This window comes from Acinetobacter sp. MF4642 (genome assembly GCF_002018925.1).
Lineage (GTDB): Bacteria > Pseudomonadota > Gammaproteobacteria > Pseudomonadales > Moraxellaceae > Acinetobacter > Acinetobacter johnsonii.
The window spans coordinates 1-12,430 of the sequence record NZ_MVON01000003.1; the positions used below are offsets into that span (position 1 = coordinate 1).

Genomic DNA, 12,430 nt, shown 5'->3' on the forward strand with positions numbered 1-12,430 from the left:
ACTTCATGTACAACCATCATTTTAAAGGCAAAGCTATAATCACCTTGTGTACGTTTAACTCTTTGTTCTCGTTCATGTTCCATAAAATAAGCCTCTTAAAGGTGTAAACTTATTTCAGGACGGGACAATCAACAAAATAAAAAAAGCACTGCATAGGCAGTGCTTTTTTTAAGATCAATGGATCATTACTTTTTCTTTTTAGGACCAAGCAACATACCCATTTGACGACCTTCCATTTTCGGTGCTTGTTCAACTACGCCCAAGTCAGCCACATCTGCTTCAACTTTTTGAAGTTGAGCCAAACCAAGCTGTTGGTGCGCCATTTCACGACCACGGAAACGAAGAGTAATTTTTACTTTGTTGCCTTCTTCAAGGAACTTAGTAATTGCACGTAGTTTTACGTTGTAATCACCAACATCAGTACCCGGGCGGAGTTTGATTTCTTTCACCTGTACTTGATGCTGTTTTTTCTTCGCTTCTTTCTGCTTTTGCTTTAGATCAAACAAATGCTTGTTGAAGTCCATGATTTTACAAACAGGCGGTTCAGCGTTTGCTACAATCTCAACAAGATCAAGCTCAACACTTTCAGCAGCGCGTAATGCTTCTGCCAAGCTAACAATACCTTTTTGCTCACCATTTTCGTCTACAAGACGGACTTCTTTCGCACGAATTTCATCATTCAAAGCAGGACGGTTTGATTTGTTACCGCCCTGTTGATTACGGTCAGGCTGTTTAATCGCTGTTACTCCACAATGTACCGGCCGCGTTCGGCAACGGCTGCTTTTACTAGGTCAACGAAAGCGTCGATTGACATAGTACCCAAATTTGTTCCAGAGCGGGTACGCACGTTCACTGTACCTTCCTCTACCTCACGGTCCCCAAGTACCAGTAAGTAAGGAATACGCTCTAATGTACGTTCACGAATCTTAAAGCCGATTTTCTCATTTCTCAAGTCTGAAATCGCACGGAGACCGTTTTCTTTAAGTTTAGCGACGACTGACTCACATGCTTCCGCTTGTGAATCGGTAATGTTCATTACACATGCTTGGATTGGTGTTAACCAAGGTGGCATAAAGCCCGCATAGTGTTCGATTAGTATACCAATAAAACGTTCAAAACTGCCAAGTATTGCACGGTGCAACATAACAGGTTGATCACGATCATTGTCTTCAGTGACATATGACGCATCTAAACGTTCTGGCAAATTGAAGTCACATTGGATTGTACCACATTGCCATACACGGCCTAAGCAGTCTTTCAGTGAGAATTCAATTTTCGGACCATAGAATGCTCCTTCACCTGGTTGAAGTTCCCACTCCAAACCAGCAGCATCTAAAGCATCTGCTAAAGATTTTTCAGCCATATCCCAAAGTGCGTCATCACCCACACGTTTTTCTGGACGTGTAGACAACTTCATTTGCACTTCTTCGAAACCAAAGTCTTTATACACATCTAAAGTCAGTTGAATGAAGTCAGCCACTTCTTGACCAATTTGCTCTTTGGTACAGAAAATGTGTGCATCATCTTGGGTAAAGCCACGAACACGCATAATGCCGTGCAATGAACCCGATGGTTCGTTACGGTGACACGAACCGAACTCGGCCAAACGAATTGGCAAATCACGGTATGATTTTAAACCTTGGTTGAACACTTGTACGTGACAAGGACAGTTCATTGGTTTAATTGCATAGTTACGGCTTTCTGAATGCGTCGTGAACATGCCATCAGCATAGTTAGCAGCATGGCCTGATTTTTCCCAAAGCGTGAAATCAACCACTTGTGGGGTACGAATTTCGAGGTAGCCATTATCTTGTTGTACTTTGCGCATGTATTGTTCAAGTACTTGATAAATGGTCCAACCGTTTGGATGCCAGAACACCATACCTGGTGCTTCTTCTTGCATATGGAACAGGTCTAAAGCTTTACCAATTTTACGGTGGTCACGCTTTTCAGCTTCTTCAATACGTTTGATATACGCTGCAAGCTGTTTTTTGTCTGCCCACGCTGTACCATAAATACGTTGTAACTGTTCATTCTTCGCATCGCCGCGCCAATAAGCGCCTGACATTTTAGTCAGCTTGAATGCTTTTAAAAATTTAGTATTGGGCACGTGTGGACCACGGCACATATCCAAATAATCTTGATGGTAGTACAAGCCCATTTCTGTTTCTTCAGGCATGTCTGCAATCAAGCGTAATTTATAATCTTCACCACGCGCTGTGAATTCTGCAATCACCTCATCACGTGGTGTCATTTTTTTGATGACATCATAGTCTTGATCGATGAGCTTTTTCATACGCTCTTCAATGGCTACCATGTCTTCTGGCGTAAATGGCTTTGCGCTAAAAATATCGTAATAGAAGCCATCTTCAATGACAGGACCAATCACCATTTTCGCTTCAGGGAACAATTGCTTCACCGCATGTCCTACCAAGTGAGCGCAAGAGTGACGAATGATTTCGACACCTTCTTCGTCTTTAGGCGTAATAATTTGAAGGCTGGCATCCGTGGTAATCAAATCAGATGCATCGACTAAACGACCATCGACTTTTCCTGCAACTGTATTTTTCGCAAGACCCGGACCGATGCTCAGTGCAACGTCCATCACAGATACAGCTTGATCAAATTGTTTTTGATCGCCATTTGGCAAAGTGATAATTGGCATAAAAAATCCTTAAGGAGTGATGCCCCGTACCATGGAGCATATCACCGCGAGATTATGATCGAGGTAAAACCTCAAAAGATAAAAACGGTGGATAAATAAAATCAGTCGAATTTTACACGTGTTATCCACAGGATTAAACCTTTTCCCCTATAAAATTCACGTTTCAGCGCATTTTGAATTTATTTGCCAGTCCCACAGCATCACTAAAATGAGGGAATTGATGTGCCGCAATCCTTATCGCTACATTTTATAATGACTCTATCGGTCACTTTTTATTGAACAATACAGCAACACAAGCATACACATTTTGCTTAAAAAGCAGGCTAAAATCTAACTAAAAGGGTTTATATCGCACAGAATCCATAGATTCAGTTTAGATAAACTAAACAAAAAAAATTCAATAAATTCATCTAAAAAGAGCAACTCGACTAAAGCATAAATGCAAGATGGCTGAAAAATGCATATCTTTTAAGCAATGGAAAAATAATACTGAATTTGGAGTGATAAACATGGTCAGCGCTTATGACGAACTACCAAGAACCCCCGCAAACTTTGTGGCTTTGTCACCACTACGTTATTTAGAACGAGCTGCCTATATTTATCCCCATCAAGATGCCATCATTCATGGTCACCGTCATATTTCATGGCGTGAAACCTATCAACGTTGTCGCCAATTTGCTTCTCAGCTGCAAAAACTAGGGATCACTAAGAATGATACCGTCTCGGTATTATTACCCAACATCCCTGCAATGATCGAAGCACATTTTGCAGTACCCATGACAGGTGCGGTACTAAATACGCTGAATACACGTTTAGATGCAAAAACCATTGCGTTCATGTTGGAACATGCCGAAACCAAAGTCCTTTTGGTCGATCCTGAGTTTGCATCGGTTGCACAAGAAGCTTTGGCTTTGGTCAAGCGTGACATTTTTGTGATTGATGTAGATGATGCTGAGTACGAAAACTGTTTTGCAGCTCCGATTGGTCAAATCGAGTATGAAGACTGGTTAACCGAAGGCGATGAAAACTTTGAGTGGCATTTACCTCAAGATGAATGGGATGCCATCAGCCTAAATTACACTTCGGGAACAACAGGTAACCCGAAAGGGGTGGTCTATCATCACCGCGGCGCTTATATCAATGCAGCCAGTAACATCATTGCTTGTGGCATGACACCTCGTGCGACCTACTTGTGGACTCTACCACTGTTTCACTGTAACGGCTGGTGCTTTGCATGGACCATGGCAGCCAATGGGGGCACCAACATTTGTTTACGTAAAATTGACCCTGAACTCATTTTCAAAGTCATCGCTGAGCATAAAGTCGATTATTTCTGTGGTGCGCCAATTGTGCTATCCATGCTGATCAACACCCCTGAAGAGCAACGGATCCACTTTGAGCATCGCGTTGAAGTGATGGTGGCAGGTGCTGCACCTCCTGCTGCAATCATTGAAGGCATGCGCCATATTGGTATAAATGTCACCCATGTTTATGGACTGACTGAAACCTATGGACCTTCTGCGCTTTGTGCCTCTCAAGCGGGTTGGTCTGACTTATCTATTCAGGAACAAGCGCAGTTGCACTCACGCCAAGGTGTACCTTACCCACTGCAAGATGGTATGAAAGTGCTGGATCCAGACACGATGCAACCTGTACCGCATGACGGTCAAACCATGGGCGAAATTATGTTCCGTGGCAACATTGTGATGAAAGGCTATCTCAAAAACCCTGAAGCGACCGCAGAAGCCTTTGCAGGTGGTTGGTTTCATACAGGCGATCTTGCAGTCTGCCAACCTGATGGCTATGCCAAAATTACTGACCGCTCTAAAGATGTCATTATTTCTGGAGGTGAGAATATTTCATCACTAGAAGTTGAAGAAATTCTCTATCAACATCCTGCTATTTTAACGGCTGCGGTGGTCGCGAAACCCGATCCTCGCTGGCAAGAAGTGCCATGCGCATTTATTGAACTCAAAGCAGGGAAAGAAACCACACCTGAGGAAATCATTGAATTCTGTAAGCAACATCTGGCACGTTTTAAAGTACCGAAAGATGTAGTGATTACAGAAATTCCAAAAACGTCGACAGGCAAGTTACAAAAATTTGTTCTACGCGATTGGGCCAAAGAGCGTGCAACGGGCGAGTTTAGCTAAACATTCAGCAGTCTATACAAGCAAATATTCTCAAATAAAAAAGCGACCTTGAAGGTCGCTTTTTTATGTCTAAATGACTTAATTATCTGAAATTAAAGCCACTTGCTGAATGTAGTTAAACAACTTCAAACGCGAAGCTTTAAGTTGTTCTTCATCCGTCTGTTGTTTCATATCACGGTGAATACGCAATACATGCTGACGAATGGTATGACGTTCCGCGGCATTATAAGTTTTGGAAAACTCATTAATGACCACATCACCATCTTTGATCATACGATCAACCCAACGCTGCAATTGAGCGGTTTTTTTCGCGCCTTGTTGCGGTGTCAAATAAGACAAAATCACCGTTTCATCTTCATTACGCAACAACTTACCAATGCGTAAAAATTGGCGACGACGAGCTTCATTTGATGTAATCAGTTTCACATCCAAAAGAGCTTCAATCAAACGCTCTTCAACAGGTAAGTTTTGAATTTGTTTAGTGTTCAACTCTGCAAGTTGAGAACCCAAAGATGCCATACGTTGTACGGCTTTTTTCTGTTCAGTTTTACTTGCACGTCCTTCTAAAGATTCAAAGTCTTCTTCAGTAAAACTATGCGGTCGACGTGCCACGATTAATCTGCCTCGTAAAATTTTGCCGCAAATAGTGCCTGAATCTCAGATAAAGCTTGTTCTTCATCTGCGCCTTCAAGCACTAAGCGTAAAGTGGTGCCCTTTCCTGCGCCTAGCATCAGGAGGGACATAATATTTTTGGCATCCACCAATTTATCTCCTTTTCCAATTTGGATTGAAGAACGGAATTTGGTGGTCACTTCAATGAGCTTGCCAGATGCACGCGCATGTAACCCTAGTTTATTAATTACGTCAACAGTTGTGTCAATCATGCCCAGTGCTTCATTTCTCGATGGAGGACCTGAATAGACCATTTTGCCTCAAGGGCTTTTTTTAGTCTATCCACAATATATACAGAGCGATGCTGCCCACCCGTACAACCAATTGACACGGTCATATAGTGACGATGCCCTTCAGCAAAAGCTGGTAACCATTTATCTAAAAACTTATAAATATCTTGGAACATTTCGTGCGTTTGCTCACTTTGTTCCAAAAATTTTTGCACAGGGGCATCCAGTCCTGAATACTTCCGCAGTTCTAAATCCCAATGGGGATTGGGTAAATGTCGAACATCAAACACATAGTCAGCATCTAACGGAATGCCATGTTTAAAGCCGAAAGACTGCAAAATCAAAATCAGGTTATCTGACTGCCCCAACTTTGACAGCAAGGTATGCTTTAAATCGTGCACACTTTTATCGGTGGTATCAATATGCACAGTTGAGCGCAAATTAATCGGCAATAAAAGGGTTTTCTCTTCTTGAATACACTGGTTCAAACTTTGAAAGCGTGTCGCCAACGGATGCGGACGACGTGAAGCACTAAAGCGCGCAATCAGCTCTTGGTCACGCGTGGTCAAATAAATAATATCGACCGTACCATGCCTTTGCAATTGTTCAAACACCAAGTCGAACTCTTGCAAATCTGCACGTGTACTGCGTACATCCACACCAAGCGCCAACTGCTCAAGATTATTTTCCCGATCTAGCTTGGCAACAATCTCTGGGAGTAAGGCCAAAGGCAAATTATCAATACAGTAATAACCGAGGTCTTCCAATACTTGTAATGCAGAGGATTTACCCGAACCAGACTGTCCTGTAACAATTAAAATGCGCTTCATCTTAATCCTTTGAGAGGTGAGCTTGACTAAATATGTTTCACTTTCAAGTTATCAATTAAACGAGTTGCCCCGAGTTTTGCCGCAACAAAAAGCACCACATCTTGGTCAAACGCATCCAATTTCTGCAATGCAGGTGTGCGGGCTTCCACATAATCCACAACAAAACCAGCCTGTGTCAATGTCGCCTTTATATTTGCTAACACATCAGCTAAAGCGGTACCAGTTTGTAGCGACTGTTCTGCCGCTTTTAAACTTTGATAAATAGTCGGTGCTTTTTGACGGTTTTCTTCGCTTAAATAACCATTACGTGAACTTAAAGCCAAACCATCTTCTGCACGTGCAATTGCCACACCCATCACTTCAAGCGGCATATTCAAATCACGAACAAACTGACGAATCACAGCCAACTGTTGATAGTCTTTTTCACCAAAGAAAGCAAAATTAGGTTGCACAATATTGAACAGTTTCGTCACCACAACGGCGACACCATCAAAATGACCTGGACGTTGTAGACCACACAAATCATTGGTGATATCTGAAACAGTAATATTGGTCAAACGTGGACTGTTGCCATACATTTGCTCAACCGATGGTGCAAACACGATGTCACAACCAACCTCGGCCAACAAGCGCTGATCTTGTTCCAAGGTGCGTGGGTAACTGTCAAAATCTTCATTGGGTCCAAATTGAATAGGATTCACAAAAATGCTGACTACAACCACATCACAGAGTTTTTTCGCTTCGCGCACAAGGTTCAAATGTCCCTGATGCAAGTTCCCCATGGTCGGGACGAAACCAATACTTTTTCGAGCCGTTCGCGCAGGGTTCAATGATGCTGATAGGCCTTGGATCGTGGTTTCAGTTTTCATGTTTTACAGCTCGACTTGGAATGTTTGTTCTTTCGCAGGGAATGAGCTATCAAGCACCGCTGCATGGTATGCCTTGAACGCATCCAAAATCGCCGTTTCCCCTGCTTGTTCTTTCATAAAGTTACGCACAAATTTTGCAACACGACCAAAAGTCAGTCCAAGCATGTCTTGTACCACTAAGACTTGACCATCGGTATCCACACCTGCGCCAATGCCAATGACAGGTACATGTGGGAACAACTCACTAATTTCTTTCCCGAGCTGCGCAGGCACACACTCTAATAACAGCACCGCAGCACCCGCATCAACCACCGCTTGGCAGTCCGCAATTAATTGGTCTGCCGCTTCACGTGTGCGTGCTTGTAATTTATAGCCACCAAACACATGTACAGACTGTGGAGTTAAGCCTAAGTGTACACATACAGGAATACCGTTGCGTGTCAAAACCTGAACCGTTTCAGCCAGCCACGCACCACCTTCAACTTTGACCATTTGTGCGCCCGCTTGCATCACCACTTTTGAGCTTTGCAAAGCATCATTTAAGGTGGCATAGCTCATAAACGGTAAGTCGGTCATGATCAAGGCATGCTGGTTACCACGGCGTACAGCTGCGGTATGGTAAGCCATATCTTCAACTGTAACAGGCAAAGTGGAATCACGACCTTGAATGGCCATACCTAGTGAATCGCCAATTAAAATGGTATCAATTTCAGCAAGTTCCATTGCCTTTGCCATACTTGCATCATAGCAAGTCAGGCAGGAAAATTTGCGACCTTCTGCTTTAAATTTTCTTAAGTCATTTAAACTAATCATCAAACTATTCCTTTCAACATCTTTAGCTCGGCTAAATTAAATCTCTGCCCAATTGCCTGCATCCAGCACACTCAACGTGGGTTGTTGTACAACAGGCAACTGTTTCAACGCAATACCATCAATGTGTAAATTTGGGTCTAAATCCAGTAGTGGAATCAACACAAAATCACGTTCCATCACACCAACATGTGGCACGGTTAAGCGTTCATGCTGAATTTTCTCTTCTGCATAGATCAGTAAATCTAAATCTAAAGTGCGTTCACCCCAATGGCGTAAACGTACACGTCCCGACTCTTGCTCAAAACGTTGCAGCTCATCCAGCAAAGCCAACGGCGCCAAGTTTGTGCTGAGTTGCACCACGGCATTTAAATAATTAGGCTGGTCTTGTGGTCCCATCGGTGGGCTTTGATACAGCTTGGAGGTTTTTACATCTCCTAGACTGGCCAACTTGTGCACCGCTTCAGTCAAAATCACTTTAGAGTCGCCTAAGTTGCTACCTAGACCAATGTACGTGACGATGCTCATTGTGTCGGTCCAAAAATCACGCTGCTTAAATCACGCTGAACACGTTTACGTTTTAAAATTGGATGATCTGCACTAATCTCGGTTGAGCTGTGACCTGTTCCCTTACCAGTCTGGGTACGAGCTTCAGCGTGTTGCTTCGGTTTACGTGCACGACGACTACGCGATTCTTGCTCTTGCACCAGAGGCTCAATTTCATGACTTACCGTTTTAGCAATCGCCGCTTCTTCAGCACTTGCTTTACCACTGCGACGTGATTTTGCACGTTGGCGATTATATTGACTAATGGCACGTTCTTTTTCATCGGTGCTCATCAACTGATACGCATCCCACCATTGTCCCATGCCGAGCGTACCCTCATCGCCTGATTTTTCGCGAAGCAACAAGAAGTCAAAGCCTGCACGGAAACGTGCATGGCTAGATAAGGCTTGAATTTGCTGTGCTTTCGGGTTGAGTAAACGAGTTTGCATTTCCCACACCTCACGAATGAAGGTTTCGGCAAAGCGCGGAATAATGGTCCGCGTGGCCTGGCGTTTTAATACATCAAGTCCCGCTTGTGCACGCGCTTCAGCTGCAACCACACCCTTACTGCTATAAAACTCACAACGTTCTAAGAACGGTTGCCATAACAATACCGCATAGAAAAATGCAGGGTTGATGGTTTTGCCCACTTGAATACGCTGATCGGTATTCTTAGCGGCACGTTCAATAAATGGGGTAATATTCGGTTGGATATCTGCAAATAACTGCTTCCAAATGCCGAAGTCAATCAGCATTGGCAACACACGATTTAGATGTCCCATCGTGAACAACTTCTGAGATTCATCATATAAACGGTGCGGCGAAACATCACGCAGCAACTGCGTCATTTCCAAGGTGAAAACGTCGAGAATTTGCTGATCGATTGAGAAACCTAATTTTGCAGCAAAACGCAAAGTCCGTAGCATTCGCACAGGATCTTCTTCAAAACGCGTTTGTGCATCACCCAGTAGACGTAAGGTTTTATTTTTAATGTCATCCACAGCATGACAGAAATCTAAGACAACGCCCTTGCGTGGCTGATAGTACATTGCATTAATTGAAAAATCGCGGCGAGCAAAGTCTTGCTCTATCGTGCCCCAATTGTTATCACGCAAAATCATGCCTTGTGCAGAGGTGACTTCTTTCTTCGGCGGTGCACGGAAAGTTGCCACTTCAACCAACTCACGACCTGAATAGACATGAGCCAGCTCAAAACGGCGCCCGATAATACGGCAACGTCGTCCGAAAACTTCTTTTACCTGTGACGGTGTTGCATTGGTCACTGCATCAAAATCTTTGGGATTTAGGCCAAGCATCATGTCGCGGACACCGCCACCGACGATATACGCTTCATAGCCTGCCTTAGTTAATGCATCGATCACATCTAAAATGTAAGAAGGTAATTGAGCGGTTGATAAACCACATTTTGACGCGCGCAAAGTTTGCAAAAGCCGCTGTCTCCTACGCCTAAACGTAAAATTCTAAGATGACGCTAATCATATATCTAACACAATCAAAGGGCAATTTGATTATCGAAAGCAAAGCAGGATTCTGATCAATTCACGAATAAATGACACCGCTTTTTCACAAGCCCAAACGGGTTTTATTTTTTGCAAAAATTGCCGGTCCAATCCCGCGCACCTGTTGTAGCTCATCAATAGATTTAAATGCCCCTTGTTTCTGGCGATAGGCCACGATTGCCTGTGCCTTTTTTAGACCCACACCCTGAAGCTGCTGTAACTGATCGACACTGGCTTGATTTAAACTAATTTTATTTGCGCTCGACACAGGTTGGGCCTGAACAGGAGACACAGCACGTTTCACGCTCTTGGGGGCTTGAATACGATCATCCCACGCCTGCTGCTCTGCTTTCCAGTTCTGGTAGTTCTGATCAAAAGACTGTGCATAACTGGTCGGCACCCAAGCCAGTAAACTCAGTAATAACAACGCAATGATCAACAAACTTACTTTTATTTTTATCAATTCAAGCCACCATTTTTATTATTTCAGTTGTAATTTGGCTTGCTCCCACAGTTGATCCATTTCTTCTAAAGACATCTGCTCGATCTTTTTTTGTTGTTGCAAAGCTTGATCTTCAATGAAAGCAAAACGAGTGCGAAATTTATGAATCGTACTCAAAAGCGACATTTCGCTTGAGACGCCCAGTTTACGTCCAACATTGATCATTGAAAATAAACAATCGCCAAATTCATCTGCTATTTCATCGGAATTTTGCTGTTGAACCGCATCTTTCAGTTCAGCTAATTCTTCTTCAAGCTTGGCATATGCACCGGCCACATCAGGAAAGTCAAAACCGATCTGTGCTGCATTTTTTTGAATCTGTTCCGCTTGTTGTAAGGCTGGACCATGCTTGATACTGTCTAATCGTGACTGTGCCTTCCCTTGCTTTTCCTGTTGTTTAATTTGCTTCCAAAGCTCGCCTACATCTTCGGCAGACAAAGCTGAAAACTGCTGTGCTTGAAAGACATGGGGATGACGACGAATCAGTTTTTCTGTGATGGCATCAACCACATCTTGAAAATTAAAAGTCCCTTGCTCGGCATACATCTGTGACTGGAACACCACCTGTAGCAGTAAATCACCCAACTCATCACGCACCTCATCAGCTTTACCTGAACGCACGGCAGCTTCAACTTCATAAGCCTCCTCAATGGCATAGCGGGTTAAACTTTCTGGGGTTTGCTGTTGATCCCATGGACACTTTTCACGTAATTCACGCATCACGTTCAGCAATTGTTCCATGTTTATCTCTCTTCAAAAATCATATTGATAAAAATTACATTATGACGGCATTCATTTGTTATGCTCAATCCAATCACAACAATAACATCAAGAAAAAGAGCAACAAGGAGCAGTTTCAATGCGCAGTATTTTGATTAGCGGTGCAGCCCAAGGTATTGGTGCGGCCATCGCCCGCTTATTTTATACACATCACTACAAAGTCGGGATTTATGACATCAATAGCGCTCAAGCCCAACAGCTAGCAGCTAGCCTCGGCCCAAATGCCAAAGCAGGACAGCTCGATGTTTCCAACTATCAAGACTGGCAAACTGCTTTAGCCGAGTTTGTCACATGGGCAGGCGAGCTCAATATCTTGGTCAATAATGCAGGAATTCTATTCTCAGGGCCTTTTGAACACACAGAGATCAGCGCACATCACAAAACCATGTCGATCAATGTCAATGGTGTACTGAATGGCTGCCACGCTGCATTACCCTACCTCAAACAAGCGAATTTTGCTCGTATCATCAACCTTTCATCGGCTTCAGCCATCTATGGTCAAGCTGATTTGGTCTCGTACTCTGCCAGTAAGTTTGCGGTACGCGGCATCACCGAAGGCTTAGATACCGAATGGCAGAAATATGGCATTCGCGTGTTGGATGTGATGCCTCTATTTGTACAAACTGCCATGGTGCAAGATATGCAAGCGAAGAGTATTCAAAACATGGGGGTACACTTAACTGCAGAAGATGTAGCGCAACACGTTTTCCAACGTGCTGTTGCAAAAGATACGACACTCACTGCAACGCATCAAGCCGTGGGCACCAAAACCAAGCTTTTATTTCAACTGAGTAAAATCAGTCCCCAATTTCTCAACCGCCTAACGAATTTGTATCTTTCTAAATAAAAAAGC

General features: G+C 43.4%; 13 protein-coding genes. 2 read left to right on the forward strand and 11 right to left on the reverse strand.

Annotated features, from left to right (window positions below; genetic code table 11):
- Nucleotides 1-185 precede the first annotated feature (185 nt).
- Both infC and thrS read right to left on the reverse strand, forming a co-directional pair.
- Nucleotides 186-737: a translation initiation factor IF-3 gene (gene infC / locus MF4642_RS02235; RefSeq protein ID WP_078425166.1), complete on the reverse strand. Its 552-nt coding sequence runs from the start codon at nucleotides 735-737 to the stop codon at nucleotides 186-188.
- A 5-nt stretch (nucleotides 738-742) separates the two neighbouring features.
- Nucleotides 743-2,665: a threonine--tRNA ligase gene (thrS, locus tag MF4642_RS02240; RefSeq protein ID WP_004692292.1), complete on the reverse strand. Its 1,923-nt coding sequence runs from the start codon at nucleotides 2,663-2,665 to the stop codon at nucleotides 743-745.
- A gap of 509 nt (nucleotides 2,666-3,174) precedes the next feature.
- On the opposite strand from thrS, the gene MF4642_RS02245 reads away from it, so the two are divergent.
- Entirely contained in the window at nucleotides 3,175-4,818 is a 1,644-nt protein-coding gene (locus tag MF4642_RS02245; protein WP_078425167.1) for an acyl-CoA synthetase, read from the forward strand.
- Between the two features lie 78 nt (nucleotides 4,819-4,896).
- On the opposite strand, the gene yjgA is transcribed toward MF4642_RS02245, so the two are convergent.
- From yjgA to mazG, 9 genes are all read right to left on the reverse strand, one after another.
- Complete coding sequence (gene yjgA / locus MF4642_RS02250; protein WP_078388722.1) at nucleotides 4,897-5,430, reverse strand: ribosome biogenesis factor YjgA; 534 nt, start codon at nucleotides 5,428-5,430, stop codon at nucleotides 4,897-4,899.
- Between the two features lie 2 nt (nucleotides 5,431-5,432).
- Nucleotides 5,433-5,702, reverse strand: a complete 270-nt coding sequence (locus MF4642_RS02255) for an HPr family phosphocarrier protein (protein ID WP_010325935.1) — start codon at nucleotides 5,700-5,702, stop codon at nucleotides 5,433-5,435.
- Nucleotides 5,699-6,550 carry an RNase adapter RapZ gene (gene rapZ / locus MF4642_RS02260; RefSeq protein WP_004692298.1) on the reverse strand — a complete coding sequence of 284 codons (852 nt, stop codon included), beginning with the start codon at nucleotides 6,548-6,550 and terminating at the stop codon, nucleotides 5,699-5,701. The genes MF4642_RS02255 and rapZ overlap by 4 nt, the downstream gene beginning before the upstream one ends.
- Nucleotides 6,551-6,576: 26 nt before the next feature.
- Nucleotides 6,577-7,419: a pantoate--beta-alanine ligase gene (panC, locus tag MF4642_RS02265; protein WP_004979164.1), complete on the reverse strand. Its 843-nt coding sequence runs from the start codon at nucleotides 7,417-7,419 to the stop codon at nucleotides 6,577-6,579.
- Nucleotides 7,420-7,422: 3 nt separating this feature from the next.
- Nucleotides 7,423-8,232 carry a 3-methyl-2-oxobutanoate hydroxymethyltransferase gene (gene panB / locus MF4642_RS02270; protein WP_004692301.1) on the reverse strand — a complete coding sequence of 270 codons (810 nt, stop codon included), beginning with the start codon at nucleotides 8,230-8,232 and terminating at the stop codon, nucleotides 7,423-7,425.
- 36 nt (nucleotides 8,233-8,268) lie between these two features.
- Nucleotides 8,269-8,757: a 2-amino-4-hydroxy-6-hydroxymethyldihydropteridine diphosphokinase gene (folK, locus tag MF4642_RS02275; RefSeq protein ID WP_078425168.1), complete on the reverse strand. Its 489-nt coding sequence runs from the start codon at nucleotides 8,755-8,757 to the stop codon at nucleotides 8,269-8,271.
- Nucleotides 8,754-10,223, reverse strand: coding sequence for a polynucleotide adenylyltransferase PcnB (pcnB, locus tag MF4642_RS02280; RefSeq protein ID WP_078425169.1), 1,470 nt, complete (start codon nucleotides 10,221-10,223; stop codon nucleotides 8,754-8,756). The genes folK and pcnB overlap by 4 nt, the downstream gene beginning before the upstream one ends.
- 136 nt (nucleotides 10,224-10,359) lie before the next feature.
- Nucleotides 10,360-10,758, reverse strand: coding sequence for a ComEA family DNA-binding protein (locus MF4642_RS02285; protein ID WP_078388726.1), 399 nt, complete (start codon nucleotides 10,756-10,758; stop codon nucleotides 10,360-10,362).
- Nucleotides 10,759-10,776: 18 nt separating this feature from the next.
- On the reverse strand, nucleotides 10,777-11,538 hold the full coding sequence (gene mazG / locus MF4642_RS02290; RefSeq protein ID WP_078425170.1) for a nucleoside triphosphate pyrophosphohydrolase: 762 nt from the start codon (nucleotides 11,536-11,538) through the stop codon (nucleotides 10,777-10,779).
- Nucleotides 11,539-11,656: 118 nt separating this feature from the next.
- Between mazG and MF4642_RS02295 the strand changes: the two genes are divergently transcribed.
- Nucleotides 11,657-12,424: an SDR family oxidoreductase gene (locus MF4642_RS02295; RefSeq protein ID WP_078425171.1), complete on the forward strand. Its 768-nt coding sequence runs from the start codon at nucleotides 11,657-11,659 to the stop codon at nucleotides 12,422-12,424.
- Nucleotides 12,425-12,430: the final 6 nt, after the last annotated feature.

Coding starts and splice junctions, on each gene's coding strand:
- MF4642_RS02255 (WP_010325935.1), bottom strand. CDS start 5,702: ATGATTGACACAACTGTTGACGTAATTAATAAACTAGGGTTACATGCG.
- MF4642_RS02295 (WP_078425171.1), top strand. CDS start 11,657: ATGCGCAGTATTTTGATTAGCGGTGCAGCCCAAGGTATTGGTGCGGCC.
- mazG (WP_078425170.1), bottom strand. CDS start 11,538: ATGGAACAATTGCTGAACGTGATGCGTGAATTACGTGAAAAGTGTCCA.
- panB (WP_004692301.1), bottom strand. CDS start 8,232: ATGATTAGTTTAAATGACTTAAGAAAATTTAAAGCAGAAGGTCGCAAA.
- MF4642_RS02245 (WP_078425167.1), top strand. CDS start 3,175: ATGGTCAGCGCTTATGACGAACTACCAAGAACCCCCGCAAACTTTGTG.
- rapZ (WP_004692298.1), bottom strand. CDS start 6,550: ATGAAGCGCATTTTAATTGTTACAGGACAGTCTGGTTCGGGTAAATCC.
- thrS (WP_004692292.1), bottom strand. CDS start 2,665: ATGCCAATTATCACTTTGCCAAATGGCGATCAAAAACAATTTGATCAA.
- folK (WP_078425168.1), bottom strand. CDS start 8,757: ATGAGCATCGTCACGTACATTGGTCTAGGTAGCAACTTAGGCGACTCT.
- panC (WP_004979164.1), bottom strand. CDS start 7,419: ATGAAAACTGAAACCACGATCCAAGGCCTATCAGCATCATTGAACCCT.